Below are 19,155 nucleotides of genomic sequence, written 5' to 3' on the forward strand. Positions count from 1 at the left end.
CCTTAATTCCTAATCCTAAATATTCTCCTTTTCATTCTCTTGGATTTGCCCAGTTCTCCATTCTCTGGGTTACTTTTTCCTGCTCTTTTTCTGATTAGCTTAATCAACTTAGTCTAAACTCCAGTGATTTTAGCTAACTAGTTTTAACTCTTTTAAGTTTATTTACTCGTTGCTAGTTAACCAAAGTATTCTCAATGTGGAGTACTTGTCTGCGTATGTAATTATTTTGCCCCGCTTATCTTTTAACCACTTTTGTGGGTCGGATGGCAAATAGCTTACGGGATAAATTCTGCGGCTCGACCAATCGCCAAAGTAAGAAATGCTTAGCGAATTACTATTACTTTTGCGATCGTAAATATAGGATTGAGGATCGCCTAAATCGGGATTGAAATCTACAACGATTTTACAATCATGGTTTGATTTTTCATGGCAATTATTATTGACATCGCTAACATCCCTAATATTTCTGACATTTTGAATAGTTCCATCTTCGATGCTAGTAATTTCATAGGGTTGTAATAATGGATTCTCTTCATAGGCTTGAGCCTTAGGATTCGCCAACCATAAATAAGGTACGCGCGGATCATGATGGGTTTGCGATCGCTCGGCAGCAAAGTTAAAGGATAACCATCGCCTTAGTACTGGATGATCGGTAGGAATTAATTCTCCATTTCGATATCGCCATTGCTGTCCGATGATTCCCGTAGTTTCTCCAATCCATTTCCATTCAGTCGTCCAAACTTCAAAGCGATCGCCATCAGGAACAAAAGTTCCTAACTTGCCATATTCCTGAGTTTCAAATTGCATGGGCTTTGGCAAGGGATAAGAGGGATCGGGAAAAATATAAATAGTCCAATAGGCAACTCCCAAACCGTTACTAGTTGCGTTGTGCTCTGCAATAATTAATTCCTGTCTTCCATCTCCATCCAAATCAGCCTCAAATGCATCAAATCTCAAAGAAAATTTTGCTTTCCAATTACCTATTTCTTTATTGTCTTGTTCAAGAATAAATTTATTTTCGCGCCAGTCTAAACTATGGCATTTCCTCAACTTAAATTTTTGGCTAGGCATTACTGCTTTCGCTTCAGAGCATTTTTCTACAGTATCTGTCTTTTGTGATGGGGAAATAGCTACTGATGGAGTTGCTGCAATTTGCTGATTTGGGACATTCGCAGTTCTGATATTTGAAGTTTTGATGCCTTCGTTTAGTTGAGGATGAGATGCAAAAATGCATCCACTTAAAGCGATCGCGAAACTCGACAAACCCAGCAAACCCAATGCAAACTTTATCTTTCTACGCTTCACAATCCAAATCCACCTTAACCCAAAATACTCAATAGATTTAAGGCAAAGAATTACAGCACTCTATGCTGCATTTCTTTACCGAGTCAAAAATTTGAGGTGCTAAGTACCTCAGCACAATTAAAATCCAGATCTAAAACCTGCGGTGCGCCGCAGATTTTAGGGTTGCATAGCTACTTACAGCAACTTCCGATCAAAAGAACCATAAGAAATTTTTTAAAAGTGTTGCAAAGCAACACTTTTAAAAAATTTCTTGGTTCGGATTGGAGCGCAAAGCGCTGTAAGGGTCAAACGGTACTCCTAAAAACCAAAAAAAGATGGGCGGCGCAAAGCACCACCCATACTTACCTATTTAGAAAACCTGCTCAATTTCGCTAATTTCAGGAATTTCTTCCTTTAACTTCCGCTCAATACCCATTCTGAGAGTCATTGCCGAACTAGGGCAAGAGCCACAAGCACCCTGTAAGCGCAATCTTACGATAGGACCTTCAATATCGACTAGTTCCACATTACCGCCATCGGACATTAGATAAGGACGCAACTCATCTAAAACATTTTCTACATTCTCTCTCGTTAAAGTCTGACTCATATTTTTTCCTATTTTTTCAATATTGATTGCAAGATTAATAAGCACATCCGCATATTTAAAGAATAAAAACAGACCCTGTGCCGACCGCTGCGCGGTCGGCACAGGGTTTTATGCTTTTAGTCTATTTATACTCAGCTACTTAATTATGCTAGCAGAATTATTGAGGGCGATCGCTAAGCTCCAGCCCTCAATGAATGGAATTTTGGATTAAGTATCCACAACGATGCTCACCGTTAACCATCCAGTGAGTCCGTTCCACAGGACAGCCTAGAACGGTCGCAAACATTTCCAGCTCATGCCCACACACATTCGGAAATGACTCGGCAACATGGGCGATCGCGCAGTTATACTCCGTAAAAATAAAGTTCTGATTTTCCAGATCATTTCCCTCAATAGGAAACCATTCCGTCACATAACCTTCTGATCGCCGAATTTCCGCTAATTTCTCCAGTCTTTGCCTGAGGGAACCACCTCCCAATTGCGATTTATAATGCTGAGCTTTGCGCTGCCACTGTTTGTGTAATACCTCCGACACCTGCTCCTTGCCAAGGGTATCGATGAGCGTATCTAAGAAATTTACGGCAAATTGGTTATAACTATCGGGAAAGCGATCGCGTCCTGCGGCAGTCAAAGCATAAATAAACTGAGGACGACCCATACCTAACTGCTCGGCGGTGTGATAGATCGCCCCCTCAGCTTCCAAATCTTTTAAATGCTTGCGAATAGCCTGCGGACTAATATCTAACTTCTCAGCAAGCTCTTGTGCGGTTGCCTCGCCACGCTTTAGCAAATGCTGCAAAATATCATGCTTAGTATCATGCTTGGGATCATGTTTAGCATCACCTTTACTGTCTGGTTTATTGTCTGATTTATTGTCTGGTTTTAAGTCTGGCGCAAACATTTCAACAAGACCAAGGGGAGTTTGCATAAAATAAGCTCCTAATCATATTGTCGATTTTTGTCGATTTGCCATGCTTTGCAATTCAGATCGCAATATTTATAAAAAAATTGACTTTGACAACCTATGTGTTGTTAATGTAACCTACAATTAGTAAAGAAACAAGTAAGTTGTTTTAGTAGCATTATAGCTAAATATATAGCTATGTACTGCTAATAACTTTTTTCAATGTCTCAAAGTGACATTGAAAACCTTATTCGAGCCTTAAATCGAGTCCTAATTCGAGCCTTAAATTTATCAGGAGCCTCCACTGACATGACTGCAACGGTTCAAGCACTTGTCAACCAACCATACAAATACGGATTTGTTACGTCCATTGAGTCGGACACGATTCCTCGCGGGCTTAGCGAAGATGTCGTCCGCATGATTTCGGCTAAGAAAAATGAGCCAGAATACATGCTGGAATTTCGTCTCAAAGCGTATCGCCAATGGTTAAAGATGCAAGAACCGACTTGGGCGCATGTGGATTATCCTGCGATCGATTATCAAGATATCGTTTACTATTCCGCCCCCAAACAGTCTAAGAAAAAGGCAAGTCTCGATGAAGTCGATCCCGAACTGCTCGATACCTTTGAGAAATTAGGTATTTCTCTATCTGAGCAAAAGCGCCTTGCCAATGTAGCTGTCGATGCAATCTTTGACAGCGTTTCCGTGGCGACTACCTTTAAAAAAGATTTAGCCAAAGTCGGTGTAATTTTCTGCTCGATCTCGGAAGCGATGCATGAATACCCCGAACTTATCAAAAAATATTTAGGAAGTGTTGTCCCGATCGCTGACAACTATTTTTCAGCCCTAAACGCCGCCGTATTTAGCGATGGTTCCTTTGTCTACATCCCCAAGGGCGTGAAATGTCCCATGGACTTGTCCACCTATTTCCGCATTAACAATGGCGATTCTGGACAGTTCGAGCGTACCCTCATCGTTGCCGAAGAAGGTAGCTATGTGAGCTATCTCGAAGGTTGCACTGCCCCGATGTTTGATACTAATCAACTGCACGCCGCAGTTGTGGAATTAGTCGCACTCGATGATGCGGAAATCAAGTATTCCACCGTACAGAATTGGTATGCTGGCGATAAGAATGGCAAAGGCGGAATTTATAACTTCGTGACCAAGCGCGGCTTATGCCAAGGCAAGAACTCCAAAATCTCTTGGACTCAAGTGGAAACTGGTTCGGCAATTACTTGGAAATATCCTAGCTGTGTATTAGTCGGCGAAAATTCTGTCGGTGAGTTTTACTCGGTTGCGCTTACTAATAACAAGCAACAAGCCGATACTGGCTCCAAGATGGTGCATATCGGCAAAAACACCCGCAGTAAAATCGTTTCTAAAGGTATTTCCGCAGGTGGCTCCCAAAATAGCTATCGTGGCTTAGTGAAGATTTCCCCAAAAGCGGAAGGCGCGAGAAATTATTCTCAATGCGACTCAATGCTGATTGGTGATTGCTCACAGGCGAATACTTTCCCCTATATTCAAGTCCAAAATAATACTGCCAGAGTTGAGCATGAAGCTTCTACTTCTAAGATTGGCGAAGAACAACTCTTCTATTTCCAACAACGCGGTATCGCCGTAGAAGATGCAGTTTCAATGATTATTAGCGGCTTCTGTAAGGAAGTATTCAATGCTTTGCCGATGGAATTTGCAGTGGAAGCAGATAAACTCTTGGCTTTGAAGTTAGAAAATAGTGTTGGATAGTTATTAGCTGTTAGCGATTAGCTGTTAGCTTTAGTGGATTTGGTGATTAGCGGTTGGCTTTTAGTCTTCAGTTCTGATAAATATTTAGTCATACAGTAAATTAAAGCTAAAAGCTAACAGCTAAAAGCTAAAAGCTAAAAGCTAAAGGCTAAAAGCTAATAAAAAACAATATGGAAGAACTCATAGAACTGCGATCGCTAATTCAGAGAGGAGATACCCAATCTGCTCTAATGCTGATTGATGAATTAGAAGAGATGAGCAAAGACGATAAGATCAATAAAATCGAAAGTTATGCCGTGATTCTTTTGCTACATCTAATCAAGCAGTCTGCCGAAAAGCGTTCTACCAGTTCTTGGGATGTATCAATCCGTAATGCTATTTTCTCAATTCAACGTACTAACAAACGACGTAAGGCTGGTGGCAATTATCTAAGCGATCGCGAACTTCAAGAAATCCTCGATGAGGCATACGATCAAGCTTTAGACAATGCCCGACTTGAAGCCTTTGGTGGTGCTTATGATGCGATCGCCCTTGGTAAAATGGTAAATCAGTCGGAGATCTTAAAGCGAGCCATGCAATTATTAACAACGGTTTGAAACTATGGAGGTGTTGAAATGCTAGCAAATCCGAAAACAGATTGGAAGATGATGGCAATTAACTCCCAGTTTCAGACCGCAGAAGCTGCTCAAACTTTGCTCCAACAAGGACAAACGGAAGAAGCAAAAGCTGCACTGAACGCACTAGTTGAGGCAATGTCAAGATCAGAACGTCAGGCTCTTAAAAGTCAATTAACTCGCTTAATGATGCATATCATTAAGTGGAAAACCCAACCAAATAAGCGTAGTCGCAGTTGGATTGTTTCCATTCTCGATGCCCGTGATGCGATCGAAGATAGTCAAGAAGAGATGCCTAGTCTCAATCGTGAATTTATCGAATCGCTTTGGGATCAGGCTTTGATCAAAGCAAAGCGTAAAGCCGAAGCTGAGATGAATTGTAAATCTGATATTCTCGTTCTAACATGGACAGAGGTCTTTGAAGATGAATATATAGGTATTTAATATGGCTGTTAAATTTATTCTTAGTGACTATGTAGAGCAAGCTCTCAGGCAAGCAACCTACGACAAGTTAGAGGATAACTCTTTTGTTGGACGTATTCCAAGTTGTCATGGCGTAATTGCTTTTGGCGAAACTCTAAGGGAATGTGAATATGAAGTGCAATCTGTATTTGAGGACTGGTTATTTTTAGGTTTAAAGCTAGGTCATCATTTGCCGATTATTAGTGGAATTGATCTAAATCAGGAGCTAAAACGTGAGTCGATTAGCACCATGTAAGCGTAAAGAGTTCATCAGAAAGCTACAAAAACTTGAATTTGAAGGTGTATTTTCTGGCACAAGACATCAATTTATGATCTATAAACAATGTCGGCTCACAATTCCATCAAATTTAGAATATTCCGTTCCACAGCTAAAAATGATGATAAAAGAAATTGAAAATATTTTAGGTAGAGAAATCACAATTGATGAGTGGAATAACTTGAATTAAAGTACTCTAAATGTATTTATCTAGAACGAAAAGCATTACAATTGAAGTTAACTGTTAAGAAAAAAGAAATGATTGTCGAAAATAGTGAAGTAATTTTATCGGTCAAGGATCTGACTGCGGAAGTGGATGGAGTCCAGATTCTGAAAGGACTAAATCTCGAAATTAAGGCTGGTGAAGTCCATGCGATTATGGGACCTAATGGCTCTGGCAAAAGCACCTTCTCCAAAGTATTAGCGGGACATCCTGCCTACACCGTCACGGGGGGTGAAATTTGGTATAAGGGCAAAAATCTCTTAGATTTAGAACCTGAAATTAGATCTAGAGAAGGGATATTTTTAGCCTTTCAATATCCACTGGAAATTCCAGGAGTAACTAATTCTGATTTCTTGCGCTTGTCCTATAACAACTTGCGAAAGCATAAGGGTTTAGAGGAGTTAGATATTATTGATTTTGATGATTTCATTCAAGAAAAGTTGGAAATTGTGGAAATGAATCCATCATTCTTGAGCCGTAGCGTCAATGAAGGATTTTCAGGTGGCGAGAAGAAGCGTAATGAAATCTTGCAAATGGCGATTCTCGATCCCACGTTAGCAATTCTGGATGAAACTGATTCAGGGCTAGATATTGATGCCTTGAGAATTGTTGCAGGTGGCGTTAATAAGCTCTCCACACCTCATAATTCTTCTCTCGTTATTACTCACTATCAGCGCTTGCTCAATTACATTATTCCCGACTTCATTCATGTCATGGAAAATGGCAAGATCATTCTTACGGGTGGTAAGGACTTGGCCCTAGAGCTAGAAGAGAAAGGCTATGACTGGCTCAAGGAAGAAGAGGCGGTGTTGGCATAATGGCTATTCAAGTGTCTGAACAATTGGAAGATCAAGCGGAATTGAAGGGTGCGTTAAGTTCGCGCAGCCGCTTATCTGTGGATAGTCAACAGTTTGTTTCACAGATTGTGGGACTAAAATCCGATACTTCAAATATCGATCGCGATACGAAACAGTTTGCGGTCGAGCTAAGTCGATTGGCTAGCGATCGCCTATTCAACCTTTCTTTCCCGACAACAAAAGATGAGGAATGGAAATATACCGATGTTTCGGCTTTAGGTAGTTTGACCTTTGCCAATCCCGAAACGCGCACCTCTCGTAATTCTGATATTGAAGCATTAATTACCAAGCATATTGCGCCAGAGTCCCTCGGTAGCCGTCTGGTATTTGTAAATGGACGATATCGCCAAGATCTGTCGGATCTCAGTAATATCGTAGGGGGTTTGGAGATCGGCACTTTAGAAACCCTTGGCGATCGCATTTTGCCAAAGTTGCGATCGCATCTCGCTCAACATCCTGAAGCAAATGATTATTTCGCCAGTCTCAATACAGCCTGTATGGAAGATGTCGCGATCATTCTCGTGCCTAAAAATTTAGTAGTTGAGAATCCCATTCAGTTGATCTTCGGTTCGGTTCCCGAAGTCGGACAAGCAACATTAATCAATCAGCCTCGTTGCTTGGTAATCGCCGAATCCCATAGCAATTTGACTTTTGTCCAAACCTTTGTGGGTGAAGATCATCAAGTCTATTTTACCAATGCCGTAACGGAAGTTTGGTTAGCGGAAGGCGCTCAGGTCAATCATACCAAGGTGCAACAGCAGGGTAATGAAGCGATTCATATTAATACCACAGCAATTGCTCAAGCTAGAAATAGTGTCTATAAGAATCAATCTATTAGCTTTGGAGCAAAAATCTCGCGTCAGAATTTGATCGTGCATCAAATGGCGGAACAAACGGAAACTTCGCTCACAGGTTTAGCTTTTATTGATGACGAACAGTTAGCCGATACCCATTCTTGTATTGCCCACAACTATCCCCACGGCTCTAGCAAGCAATTGCATAAATGCATTGCCGATGGTCGCTCCCATGCGATCTTTAATGGCAAAATTCAAGTGGCGAAGCTAGCCCAACAAACTGATTCGGCACAGCTTAGCCGCAATTTGTTGCTATCGGGCAAGGCGCGGGTGGATACCAAACCTCAATTAGAAATTTTTGCGGATAATGTCAAATGTGCTCATGGCGCAACAGTCAGTCAATTGGATGCAGAAGAAATCTTCTATCTCCAAAGTCGGGCGATCGATGCCGAGAGTGCAGCGAATTTACTTACCTATGCCTTTGCGACGGAAGCTATTTCTCAGATTCCGATTTTGTCGGTGCAGCGATCGCTAAGTAGCTTTGTACTAGCCAAGACAAAGGATAATTAATACCAAAGCTCAAAATGGCTAAGCCATTTTGAGCTTTGAAAACCCTTACTGAGTTTGGTTTTTAATTCACAAAAGTGTTTTCACACAAGAGGAGAAGGATGGCGCGAAGCACCATCCTTCTCCTCTTGGTGTTTATAATAATCAACGTGAATTCGGGATAATTTGAAACTGGCTTTGAGAAAGGGTTTACGTAGCAAATGTTGATTTTTATATTTAATTGTCCCTATAGCAATGATTGATTGAGTTAGTACAAATCAAATCAAAAAAGACGAGTGGTCGTGGGAAGCGCTGCTACTCATCTTTTTGAGTTTATGACTAAAGCAAAACTTACATTGCTATAGCTAAATAATATTAGTTAAGAATCATCATTTAAAAACAAAAATGAGAGCCTATAACGACCATTAGACAATCAGTATGGGTTTTTCAGTGTTAACTTTATCAAACTAACTTATCTAATAATTATTTGTTTTATTTCATTACTTTTACGTATTCACCCAAGAAACAGAAAAATAACTAGCAAATTTTTTAGAAAGTTATACATTCCCAGATTACCTCCTAATTCCCCATAATTATTTTTCGCAAAATTTTGTTTTATCATATCTATAAAAAATGCTAGGATGCTGACCATTAAGAATGTATCGGGATGAGAAAATTAATGCGTTGGTCAATTGTGCTTATGCTCAGTGCTACATTAGCAGGAGCTAGCGCCCCACTAATCTCAGCAACTTCTGAGGATAATCTCAGTCTGAATTCCAGCCTTGCTAGTAATACCAATTCCTTCGACCCTTTGATCTACTCTCCGATCGATCTAAGGATTGCTAAACTCGAAACTCAAGCCAAAACACCGAGTTCTAGTAATGATGCTGAGTCCATGCGGGCTCGTTTGGTACTTGCTGATATCTATCTCAATAATCGCAAAGCGCGTGAAGCGATCGCCACTCTTGATCGACTGGAAGAAAATTATCCCGTCCTCGCCGATTACATTCTGCTGAAACGCGCACAGGCCCAAACCCAACTCCGCGATCTGCAAGCAGCCAAAACTACTTGGGAAAGTCTCTTAGCCAAGTTCCCCGATAGTCCTGCTACGGCTGAAGCTCTGTTTGCACTGGGGCAAAACCAACAGCTTTTACAAAAATTTCCTGCCCATGGGCGATCGCAAGAAGTTGCGCTGCGTCTATTAGCGCAAGATCCCAGTCGAGTCGATCTCATGGCGCACTTAGCAACCTACTTTAGCGATTACAAAGAAATCGTCCCAATCCTCAATCGTCTGGTAGCGAGTTCTCCTGCGCTTAGCACTGATCAGTGGTGGGCAGTTGCTGATGCTTACTATTACAATTTTGAATTTGGCAGAGCCGCTAATGCCTACAGTCGGGCTACGCCGAACCCCATCACAGCCTATAACTACGCCCGTAGCCTCCATCGGGGCAAACAATTTGATGCGGCGATCGCTGCCTATAATCGTGTCGTGCAGCAGTTCCCGCAGAGCCCCCAAGCACCGCGTGCCCTAATTCGGATTACACAGATAGATTCGCCAGAAGGAGCCCTTGCCGCAGCTGATCGCATTGTTGCCAGCTATCCCGATACCGCAGGCGAAGCATTAGCTCTCAAGGCAACTATTTTGCAGGATAAATTCGATAGCCCTAAAGCGGCTAGTAGCGCACGAAATCTATTATTAGAAAAATATGGTAATAGTGAGGCAGCCTCAGATCTACGGTGGCGGATTGCTAAAGGTCAAGCTCAGGGAGGACAAACCCCTAAGGCGATCGCCTCAGTTGAAGCATTAATTGCCAATGCCCCCGATAGTAAATCCGCCGCCGAGGCAAGTTTTTGGGCAGGGAAATGGGCAAACCAAACTGGGGATAAGGCGAAAGCTAAAAGGTTTTTTGAGTTTACAATTCGACAACACCCTGATTCTTATTACGCATGGCGAGCAGCAAGTTCGCTAGGTTGGCAAGTGGGAACTTTTACTACGGCTCGTTACACTATGCCAAAGATCGCGTTGCCCAGTGCCCGCCAGAGTTTGCCCGTGGGCTCGGCAAAGCTGCAAGAACTGTATATTCTTGGTTTGGATCGCGATGCGAGATCTCAATGGCGATCGGAAATAGCTGGTAAGCGGAACCTTGAACCCAAGGAAATCTTTAACGATGGGGTATTGCGCGTAGCAAATCAAGACAATCTCATCGGTATTAAAACCCTCGAAAGTTTAGATTGGATTGATGTGCCTCAGTCGCAAAAGTCAGATATTGCCCAGCTTAAGCAGCATCCTGCCTATATGAAATCCCTTTACCCCTTCCATTATTGGGACTTGATTTCCAATTGGGCAAACGATCGCAAGCTCTCTCCAGCCCTTGTCATTGGGTTAGTGCGCCAAGAGTCACGCTTTGAAGCGCAAATTCGTTCTCGTTCAGGTGCGATCGGACTGATGCAAATTATGCCCGACACTGGCTCATGGATCGCCAGTAAAAAGGGGATCAACAACTACAACCTCGACAATCCCGAAGATAATATCAGTTTTGGAACTTGGTACTTAGACTATACCCATAGTCGCTATGGCGATAATTCGATGCTTGCCGTAGCCAGTTATAATGCGGGTCCTGGGGCCGTAGGACGATGGGTAGAGTCTAGGGGAATTGGCGATCCCGATGATTTTGTCAACAGCATTCCCTACGACGAAACTAGAGATTATGTATCTAAGGTTTTAGGTAACTATTGGAATTACCTGCGTTTATACTCGCCATCGGTGCAACAGCAGATATCAGCCTTGCAGCAAGCAAATAATCTCAATGCTTCTAGCAAATTCTAAATCAATTCTTCGGTTTTATAGCAAGTTAAGAAATGGCAACACCATTTCTTAACTTGCTATTATTCAGCCTTGATTAGCTATTTTTTAGGCTGTTCTGCAAGTGGGGCGATCGGCGCACCGTTGCGGAGTTGGAGAATTCCAGCAACGACGATCTTATCTTTAGAAGTTAGCCCTTCTAATACCTCTTGTTTGTTACCAGTAATTTTGCCGAGCTTAATGGCTTTTTGGTTAGCAACTAGTTGTGTTTGCCCATTTACCGAACTTTCTTCGGCAACAAAGATAAAATCTTGACCGCCAAGGCGAGAAATTGCGGAGGTAGGAACGACAACGCCAGAACGAGAATCCCAAATCAATCTCGCTCTAACAAACTGATTTGCCTTTAGCTGATTGTTTCCATTATTAAAGTTCGCTTTTACCAAAACTGATTGATTTTGAGAATTGATATTTGGCGAAATAAAAGCCACATTTCCTTTAACAAGGGATTTATCCTGAGCGTCTAACAACTCCACAGGCATTCCCATTCTCAATCTTGGTGCATTCTCAATGGGTACGGCAATCTGTACTTCTAATACTTGGTTTTGCGTGACCGTCGTTAGTTGGGTCGTACTATTTACATTATCGCCGACCTTAACGGGAATATCGCCCACGATACCTGCAAAAGGAGCAGTTATCGTATAGTAATCTAATTGAACTTCTTGTTGAACTGCTCCAGCGCGAGATGCTTCAATCCTTGTTGCTGCACTGTTAATACTAGCTTTTTGAGCTTCGATCTGGGCATCGATTTTCCCTAGTTCGGCTCTAGCATTTCTTAAGTTATTAGAAACTTCATCAAGCTTTTGCCTTGCGAACGCTCCTTGTGTCACCAAATCGGAATAGCGCTTATACTCTTTTTGATTGAAATCAAGACTAGATAAGGTGGACTCTTTACTGGCAGTTAGTTGGGCAAGAGTAGCTTTAGCACTTTCAAAGTCGGACTGGGAAGTTGCTAAGGTTGCTACTGACTGCTGTACTGCGGCCTGTTGAGTCGCAGGATCGATCCGTAAAATAGGCGTTCCTGCCTCGACCCGATCACCTGCTTTAACATAAATCTCTTGCACATAGCCGTCAACTCTTGGTTGAAGGGTGACAGATTGGCGCGATTGTAAATTGGCGACGTAATCTGAGCTATCGGTGACGGTTCCTGTCTCCACCGCAGAAATTGGTACGGGAACTGCGCGCACTCCATTACCTTGGGGTGCAGCAGAGCAAGAAACCAGCAAAACACCAATTACAGCGCCTAATGATTTACTCAATGATTTATCCCTCAATGATTTGTTTGGTATAGCGATTGGCGATCGCGGTCTTCGGTTTTGATGTTTAATCATGAATATTGGCAAATGATATCTGATGTATCGGCTTTCTTTGCCTATAGATAATAATCAACATTCATCATCACTAAATCACCCTTTAGGAGCTATTTCCCATTAAGTATAATTGAGGCACAAAGTGCTACTTGCAAGGTTTGAGTTGGTGATTAAGTAGCTAAGCATAAGTAAACTTAAAACCTAGAAGAGCATACCGCCCGCGCAGCGGGCGGTATGCTCTCTGGTTTTGGTTTTTTAATTATGCCGAACTACTTACAAGTCGAAACCCCAAGGATGGATGACAGTGCGGAGTCCCGTCACTCATCCTTGGGGCTTCATGTCCTAAGCAAAACTTGCGTTGCCATACTTAATATTCGGAATAATGTCAATTTACTGAAGTGAGCCAACACTTCAATGAATTAAAAAACAAACCCCATATTTTTTTGAGATTCCCAAAATGGCAACGCCATTTTGGGAATTGATATAATCAGATCCCTGCATGTCCCATGGCAATTCCTGCGACCAACATCCCGATTACCAGAAATGGTTGGGCGCTAGCTTGATATTTCACATCATTTTTAAGCGGATCGCGGAGGAAATACATATCTTGGAATGTAATTTGCGGAATCACCAATAGTACAATCAAACTCGCTAGTAACTGTTCGCCAACAGTAACCAAGTAAACGGCGATGCCAATTTGGAAGACATCGATCGCTGTTGCTGATAGTAAAGCGGCTCTCTGGACTCCAAACATTACAGGCAAAGATTTTAATCCTAATTCGCGATCGCCTTCGACGCTCTTAAAGTCGTTAACTACGGCAATCCCTAAACCTGCGAAGCTGTAAATCAAGGTCACAACTACCACTGTCCAGTTGAGATGTCCATAGAGGGCATGTCCTGCCCACCAAGGTAGGGCGATATAGCTGGCTCCGAGGGCATAGTTACCCAGCCAACCATTCTGCTTGAGCTTTAAAGGTGGTGCAGAGTAGATATAGGCAACGAAGGAGCCGCCCAGAGCTAATTTGGTCATGATGAAGTCGGCATGACCTGCGGTGATATCGAGGATCGCCGCTACTCCAATACCGCCGAGCAACAAAATCCAGATCTGAGCAATGACTTGATTGAGGGGAATTGCTCCCGATGGAATCGGGCGATATGGCTCGTTAATTGCATCAATTTCGCGATCGTAGTAATCGTTAATTGTCTGGGTATAGCCTGTCAGGAGGGGACCTGACATGAGCATACAAAGTAGCGATCGCAATACGTTTTCTATCGACCATGTAAATTCGCCCGATGAGGCAGCACCGCAGAGTACGCCCCACATTAGGGGTATCCATGTAATCGGTTTCATCAATTGCAAGCGGATCTTCCAGATCGAAGCTTCTTTAATGTCCGCACCTTTCATTCCGAGCATTTGGCGGGTACGGGCTTCGCGAGACTCGCTCGCTGGTACGTCAGGGGTTGGAGACGACATATTTACAAAAATTTATAGACTTGCGGTTGATTATAGCTTTTAGGCGATCGCACCTTAGTCATAAAGCTCTAAAGAATTTAATTGTTAGTCTAATTTGAAGCTTTGCCAAAGCTGTTAGTGCATTGCTGAAGTGTGTCTAGATATATTAGTCAATTGTTTTTTATTAAGCTAAAATCAGACTAAAAACTATCGGGTTGGACATAGTTTATGAAAAAGTCTATTGAGCCAATAACTTTACTTTTAATTTGGTTTGCTTTATCTTTCTTTTCACGTTTAGGATCTCCTCTAGTTATTCAGATAATTCTTTGCCAGATGACATCAGTTCAAATAGCGCGTCGAGCAGAAAAAAATCTTGCTCTAACTTTTGGGGACGATCGCGATGATGGATTTAGGGATTTTGTTTTAGCTCGTTGGTTTGATTCAACTAATGGATCGGCTTACACTTACTTTAGTTTTCTTGGTCAACGTTTAGGTTTATTAAATAATTACAATCCAGATCCAACAGAAGATTACTCACTCATAATTGAAGATATTCAGCGCAAAATTGCCAACGCTCAGTTTGAGTTTTCTGAAAATGCTGTCGATCAGCCAACCTCTCGTCAGCTCAAATTGAATGAGATTATAGAGGCGATCTCTAATGGTCAAATTATTGAAGATTACCCAAATGATAGTGATGAGTCTAGTTATCTCATTGGTGGCTTGACTAGTTCTGGACGAGCTATTCATGTGCAAAGTAGCTATCCCAGCAGTCCATTGATTAAAATCATGGCTGTATATGAGCCTGATTCTCAGGAATGGAACAGTGATTTTACAATCAGGCGAATTAACGATGAATGATGGTTAAGAACAATTTGTAGAGAAGTGAGTAACTTACACATTATTGGCAAATCCTTATAGTTGCTATAAGCGATCGCAGTACCATCTTAAAGCAATGAAATAAGCTATGACATAATAATTAGAATAGGTTTGCTATTGTTTTTATCTAACCAAAGGAGGCACGTATGACTTACCTCTGAGTTACGAGAAAAAAAAGGACAATCTTTACAAGTTATCTAAATCCCTCGACATAAAATAGCTATGAATGTATTATTTAAGGAAAATAATCTTAAGAAAAGAATAGAATGGTAACAATAAAAGGTGTATCTGATTATGGAGGTTTCTTCATCCTTGATCCTAGCTTTTCAGATTTTGATTCTATGTATGACTCTATTGAAGGTAAAGGCAACGATGAAACTTTGTGTGAAAGAACACCAGCAGGAGTTATGTTATTGACTTCAGACAAAGTAAATTCGATAGAGATAAACTTTGAAGTGCTACTAGAAAAACCCAGTATAAATAAATTTGAAGAATGGAGTAAAGTTGTTGAATCATCATTGGAACTTACATCAGATACTTTAGTATTTTGTACTCTTCCTGACGGAGTAGAATATCCTTTTGGAACAATCTTCATAAACCCAGCATCTTATGTTTTAAGGATTTATTATAGAGATGAGTTATATGGACAGAAGGATGAAGATATAGATAATGAAGACACTGAAGATCGTGTAGAGCAATTTAGAATTCAAGCTTGGTGTGGTAGTTTAGTTGAAACGACAGTTTTGTATTCTAAATAAAGGCATAACATCAGAAAGTCTTAAAAGATATACATTGGTACTCTTGTTTATATTTATAGCAATTCCAATAGCGATTCTAAAATCAAACAAAGTCAGAATATATTCGAGATTTTTATTTTGATATATTTCGTTGTACCAATTACCAAAATTTTGCCTACACTTTCGGGAATTAAAGACCAAACACAATCAGAATTTGGTTTTCACAAAATAGCGTTGCCATTTTGAAGGCTGGTATTACAAATTATTAGTAGAGAAGTTATGAGCATTCAAGAACTTGAAACAGCAATCAAAAAACTGTCTACAAAAGAGTTAGCAAGCCTAACAACATGGCTGATAGATTACCATGAGCAAATATGGGATCAGCAAATAGAAGAAGATCTTGATTCTGGAAAACTTGATCAATTATTAGATGAGATTGATAGCGAGTACGCAGCAGGATTAGCAAATTAAAGCCTGTCTGGTTTTGAAATTGCGATTATGATGCAATTCTAGATCTGTAGGGGTTGAATGTTGTTTAGAGGCGATCGCTATAACTTATATTTCAAGTACCAAATGGCTATTTGGCAATATTCACTATAGTAACCATTTGCATCTTTATCACTCAGATCATTGATAACTTTTTGTCGGATATTTGCAGTCCAATTTGTCTTTGGAAATTTTTTCTGAAGTTGATCAAGTACGACATACAGAGCAGCTTTACGATTCTTTTTTAGAAATTCGAGATTTAAGTTTAAAGTCTCATTCAAATCACGATTTATAGATTCATCAGTAGAATAAATTTCACCATCAGGACGATATTTGATTAATCTTTCACAATTTTTATCGCCTTCGATGGGATTGATCGTAATTTCACTATCCCCTTTTCTAGTATCACAATGTTGATTTTGAGGACGCGCTCCTTGTTTACCCATGCAAGCACCGAGCAAATTCCTATAGTCGAGTTGACGAGATATGTATTTGGTTTGAGGTTGCCAATGTTCTATCTTCATTTCATCTAATTTGATGCGACTCATACAATAGCAACAAATATATCCTTGTTCTTTTAGCAAAGATTCTCTAAGTTTATCTTTGTCTGGATAGTTGTCATAGTTAGCATTAGCTTGAGATCGATGTTCTACAAGAGATCTAGGCTCTGATTGTTTGATGATCTTTTTCATTTCACCTTAGACAAAAAACTAATCAGAGTATTTGCCTTCACAATTTCTGAGTCATTATGACCAAGTAAATCAGATAATTCATGCAGCAATATTTTGGCTTCTTCGATTTGACCATCATCGATTTTATACAGGCATTCAGTTAGTTTATTTTGAATTTCTACAGGTCTTTCAGTGACTCCCATTAGTTCGGATAAAATCGAGTTACTATCACGTCCAAAGGTATAGGAATCGGCAGGATAAACTTGAAAATCTTCAACAATAAATACGTTCTCTTTTTTTACGTTACTCAGAACTTGAGGAGAGTGAGTTGTAACAATAAACTGACAGTTTGGGAAAGTACTTGTCAGCCGTGGAATAATGTCACGTTGCCACTGAGGATGTAAATGTAATTCTATTTCATCAATTAAAATAATCCCTTCGCCTTCTAATGCATTTTTTGTAGGATCTGGATTAGCGATCGCCAATCTTCTCGCTATATCCGCAACCATTACCAACAAATTTTTCTCACCATCAGAAAGTTGATTAAGCACTAGTTCATGGTCTTGTTTTTTTAGGACTATCTGCATACGCGATCGCTTAACCTTGATATCTGTATAGTCGGGTAATATTGATAAAATTGCTTGTCTTACAAAGTTTAATTGGTAATCTTGATAATTCAAATCACCATCTAATTTAAGCTCTTGTTCTAAATCTTCATTGTGTTTGAACCATGCAAAAAATGTGTGGAAATCAATTTTATTCTGATTAGTAGCATCTGTATAACAATGAAGTTGAGATGGCTTAGCTCTATTCGGTGACCAAGGATCGCTTCCAGATAAACTATAATATGTAACTGATCTTTTGGTAGAATAACAAACCACAATCGGAATGCTTCGGTTTGATTTACTATCTATTTGAGCATGAATAAATTTTTTGAAATTTTCTGCATCGTCAAATTTGCTAAGTTCAAAATTACGCCGAGGTTCTTCGTCGCTACTTGACGGATATCCAAAAAAATATAGTAATTGAAGATTTCTAGAAAATTGTTGCTTTAGATCTGAAGATGAGAGTGTTAACTCATTTATAGTTTCCCGACATTCGTTAGAAATATCAATTTCTGCAAAACTGGAATTCAAGTCATATAAAGAATCTCCTTTACCATTTCTTTGAACTATAAGAACTTGACGCACTAATTCAAATAATAAGTTGTCTAGACAATCAATAATGCTTGATTTACCTGAGCCATTCACACCAATAAAAACAGCAAGATTTGAGGGAAAATCTATAGTGACATCTTGGAATCCCCTAAAATTTTGCATCCGCAATTTTTCTATATGCATAGCTCCTTTACACCAAACAAACTTGATTTTCTATTCATTGTAGCCATATCTAAGGAAATTTAGACTAAATCACCTGAAAGCAATCGTGAGCAATATTTTTAATGGAGAACTAATTGCTATGAAAAATTTGGGAGCCTTACATGGATAACTTGGGCACTGGTCAGTTAAAACGTGAGGGAGTGAAAGCCCCGTAGTGAGAGCAAATCCAGCATGGAAAGCGGTCGATGATATAGCCCGATCGCCATAGCAGGAGTCTTATTCTTCCCTAAGCCCACATGAGGTCTCACCCAATTGTGAACTAATCTTTGCACAGTGGCTGCTCGTTGTAATCCTTCGGTATTCTTCGCATATAGGTTTTGTCTACGGCGATAAGCGCTACACCTCCTTCTCAAAGCACTGTTGTATGATTCATTCTTCTTCAGCGCTAAGGATACGCACTCGCTGGTGTTCTCAGCCTTGACATTGGCGTTCCTGTTCTTTCACTAAATCTCTTGCCGCAACAAAGCCATTGGTAATCTTGAAATAAGGCGATCGCTGGTTGGTGAAATGCATGATGGGGCGATCGCAGTATCAGTTGCTGCGATTTTAAGAATTAGCGCTAATGTAGAATTGAGCAACGTGATGAGCATAAAGGAAGCACGATGATTGATTTTGCGGTTAACGGGACTTTAATGCGTGGGTTAGAGCTAAATGCCAACTTACTGAAGGTCGGGGCTACATTTGTTAGAGAAGATATCACTGCGCCTATCTATAGGCTTTGGTCGATCGGCGATCGCCATCCTGCCATGTTCAGGGTGAAGGAAAATGGACGGGCGATCGCTTTAGAAATTTGGTCAATTTCTCCTGCTGCCTTGGGGGAAATTCTATTGTCCGAGCCAGCAGGTTTATCTATTGGTAAAATTCTTTTGTCTGACGGACAAGAAGTTTTAGGGGTCTTAGGGGAACCCTTCCTATGTGAAGGGCAAAAGGAAATTACAGAATATGGTGGATGGAGAGCTTATATCAAACATAGCAATGTTTGATATAAGCTAGGACATATAGCTGCCGCCAGTCTTGTTAGGACAAAATTAAAACCCAAAAGAGGGTTGCCGCGCTCCGCGCGGCAACC

At 40.7% G+C, this 19,155-nt stretch carries 20 protein-coding genes and 1 pseudogene; 13 read left to right on the plus strand and 8 right to left on the minus strand.

Annotation, left to right across the window (positions count from 1 at the left end):
* Positions 1–162: 162 nt before the first annotated feature.
* The 3 genes from PSE7429_RS12230 to sufR all read right to left on the minus strand — a co-directional run bounded on the left by PSE7429_RS12230 (position 163) and on the right by sufR (position 2,819).
* On the minus strand, positions 163–1,305 hold the full coding sequence (locus PSE7429_RS12230; protein ID WP_009627511.1) for a hypothetical protein: 1,143 nt from the start codon (positions 1,303–1,305) through the stop codon (positions 163–165).
* A gap of 349 nt (positions 1,306–1,654) precedes the next feature.
* On the minus strand, positions 1,655–1,891 hold the full coding sequence (locus PSE7429_RS12235) for a NifU family protein (RefSeq protein ID WP_009627512.1): 237 nt from the start codon (positions 1,889–1,891) through the stop codon (positions 1,655–1,657).
* A 187-nt stretch (positions 1,892–2,078) separates the two neighbouring features.
* A complete protein-coding gene (gene sufR / locus PSE7429_RS12240; RefSeq protein ID WP_009627513.1) occupies positions 2,079–2,819 on the minus strand; it encodes an iron-sulfur cluster biosynthesis transcriptional regulator SufR in 741 nt (246 codons plus the stop codon).
* Positions 2,820–3,104: 285 nt separating this feature from the next.
* On the opposite strand from sufR, the gene sufB reads away from it, so the two are divergent.
* The 8 genes from sufB to PSE7429_RS12275 all read left to right on the plus strand — a co-directional run bounded on the left by sufB (position 3,105) and on the right by PSE7429_RS12275 (position 11,141).
* A complete protein-coding gene (gene sufB, locus PSE7429_RS12245; protein ID WP_040688473.1) occupies positions 3,105–4,541 on the plus strand; it encodes a Fe-S cluster assembly protein SufB in 1,437 nt (478 codons plus the stop codon).
* A gap of 170 nt (positions 4,542–4,711) precedes the next feature.
* Positions 4,712–5,137: a DUF29 family protein gene (locus PSE7429_RS12250; protein WP_009627515.1), complete on the plus strand. Its 426-nt coding sequence runs from the start codon at positions 4,712–4,714 to the stop codon at positions 5,135–5,137.
* An 18-nt stretch (positions 5,138–5,155) separates the two neighbouring features.
* Entirely contained in the window at positions 5,156–5,599 is a 444-nt protein-coding gene (locus tag PSE7429_RS12255; RefSeq protein WP_009627516.1) for a DUF29 domain-containing protein, read from the plus strand.
* Between the two features lies 1 nt (position 5,600).
* Positions 5,601–5,873 (plus strand): type II toxin-antitoxin system HicB family antitoxin, encoded by a 273-nt coding sequence (locus PSE7429_RS12260; RefSeq protein WP_009627517.1) that lies wholly within the window; start codon positions 5,601–5,603, stop codon positions 5,871–5,873.
* Positions 5,851–6,084 carry a hypothetical protein gene (locus tag PSE7429_RS25965; RefSeq protein WP_009627518.1) on the plus strand — a complete coding sequence of 78 codons (234 nt, stop codon included), beginning with the start codon at positions 5,851–5,853 and terminating at the stop codon, positions 6,082–6,084. The genes PSE7429_RS12260 and PSE7429_RS25965 overlap by 23 nt, the downstream gene beginning before the upstream one ends.
* A gap of 68 nt (positions 6,085–6,152) precedes the next feature.
* On the plus strand, positions 6,153–6,935 hold the full coding sequence (gene sufC / locus PSE7429_RS12265) for a Fe-S cluster assembly ATPase SufC (RefSeq protein ID WP_009627519.1): 783 nt from the start codon (positions 6,153–6,155) through the stop codon (positions 6,933–6,935).
* Between the two features lie 11 nt (positions 6,936–6,946).
* Positions 6,947–8,338: a Fe-S cluster assembly protein SufD gene (sufD, locus tag PSE7429_RS12270; protein WP_158467633.1), complete on the plus strand. Its 1,392-nt coding sequence runs from the start codon at positions 6,947–6,949 to the stop codon at positions 8,336–8,338.
* A 676-nt stretch (positions 8,339–9,014) separates the two neighbouring features.
* On the plus strand, positions 9,015–11,141 hold the full coding sequence (locus PSE7429_RS12275; RefSeq protein ID WP_233424343.1) for a lytic transglycosylase domain-containing protein: 2,127 nt from the start codon (positions 9,015–9,017) through the stop codon (positions 11,139–11,141).
* A 77-nt stretch (positions 11,142–11,218) separates the two neighbouring features.
* Here the strand turns inward: PSE7429_RS12275 and PSE7429_RS12280 are convergent, their stop codons facing one another.
* Positions 11,219–12,433, minus strand: a complete 1,215-nt coding sequence (locus tag PSE7429_RS12280; RefSeq protein ID WP_009627522.1) for an efflux RND transporter periplasmic adaptor subunit — start codon at positions 12,431–12,433, stop codon at positions 11,219–11,221.
* Between the two features lie 312 nt (positions 12,434–12,745).
* Here PSE7429_RS12280 and PSE7429_RS26320 point away from each other — a divergent pair, with 312 nt between their 5' ends.
* Positions 12,746–12,886, plus strand: coding sequence for a hypothetical protein (locus tag PSE7429_RS26320; protein WP_158467634.1), 141 nt, complete (start codon positions 12,746–12,748; stop codon positions 12,884–12,886).
* An 85-nt stretch (positions 12,887–12,971) separates the two neighbouring features.
* On the opposite strand, the gene chlG is transcribed toward PSE7429_RS26320, so the two are convergent.
* The gene (gene chlG, locus PSE7429_RS12285) at positions 12,972–13,958 is read right to left on the minus strand and encodes a chlorophyll synthase ChlG (RefSeq protein ID WP_009627523.1); all 987 of its coding nucleotides are present in this window, start codon (positions 13,956–13,958) and stop codon (positions 12,972–12,974) included.
* A gap of 312 nt (positions 13,959–14,270) precedes the next feature.
* Between chlG and PSE7429_RS25135 the strand changes: the two genes are divergently transcribed.
* The 3 genes from PSE7429_RS25135 (at position 14,271) to PSE7429_RS12300 (ending at position 16,021) form a co-directional block, all read left to right on the plus strand.
* Positions 14,271–14,795, plus strand: coding sequence for a DUF4258 domain-containing protein (locus PSE7429_RS25135; protein ID WP_083888404.1), 525 nt, complete (start codon positions 14,271–14,273; stop codon positions 14,793–14,795).
* Between the two features lie 284 nt (positions 14,796–15,079).
* Entirely contained in the window at positions 15,080–15,571 is a 492-nt protein-coding gene (locus PSE7429_RS12295; protein WP_009627525.1) for a hypothetical protein, read from the plus strand.
* Positions 15,572–15,829: 258 nt separating this feature from the next.
* Positions 15,830–16,021: a hypothetical protein gene (locus PSE7429_RS12300; RefSeq protein WP_009627526.1), complete on the plus strand. Its 192-nt coding sequence runs from the start codon at positions 15,830–15,832 to the stop codon at positions 16,019–16,021.
* Between the two features lie 77 nt (positions 16,022–16,098).
* Here PSE7429_RS12300 and PSE7429_RS12305 read toward each other — a convergent pair whose 3' ends face one another.
* From PSE7429_RS12305 to PSE7429_RS28180, 3 genes and pseudogenes are all read right to left on the minus strand, one after another.
* Positions 16,099–16,728, minus strand: a complete 630-nt coding sequence (locus PSE7429_RS12305) for a retron system putative HNH endonuclease (protein WP_009627527.1) — start codon at positions 16,726–16,728, stop codon at positions 16,099–16,101.
* Positions 16,725–18,047, minus strand: coding sequence for an AAA family ATPase (locus PSE7429_RS12310; protein ID WP_009627528.1), 1,323 nt, complete (start codon positions 18,045–18,047; stop codon positions 16,725–16,727). Before PSE7429_RS12310 ends, PSE7429_RS12305 begins: the two co-directional genes overlap by 4 nt.
* A 164-nt stretch (positions 18,048–18,211) precedes the next feature.
* A pseudogene (locus PSE7429_RS28180) lies at positions 18,212–18,460 on the minus strand (IS1 family transposase); the annotation flags it as partial.
* 228 nt (positions 18,461–18,688) lie between these two features.
* On the opposite strand from PSE7429_RS28180, the gene PSE7429_RS12315 reads away from it, so the two are divergent.
* Entirely contained in the window at positions 18,689–19,069 is a 381-nt protein-coding gene (locus PSE7429_RS12315) for an allophanate hydrolase-related protein (RefSeq protein WP_009627529.1), read from the plus strand.
* Positions 19,070–19,155: the final 86 nt, after the last annotated feature.

Source organism: Pseudanabaena biceps PCC 7429 (genome assembly GCF_000332215.1).
In the GTDB taxonomy this organism is placed as follows: Bacteria; Cyanobacteriota; Cyanobacteriia; order Pseudanabaenales; family Pseudanabaenaceae; genus Pseudanabaena; species Pseudanabaena biceps.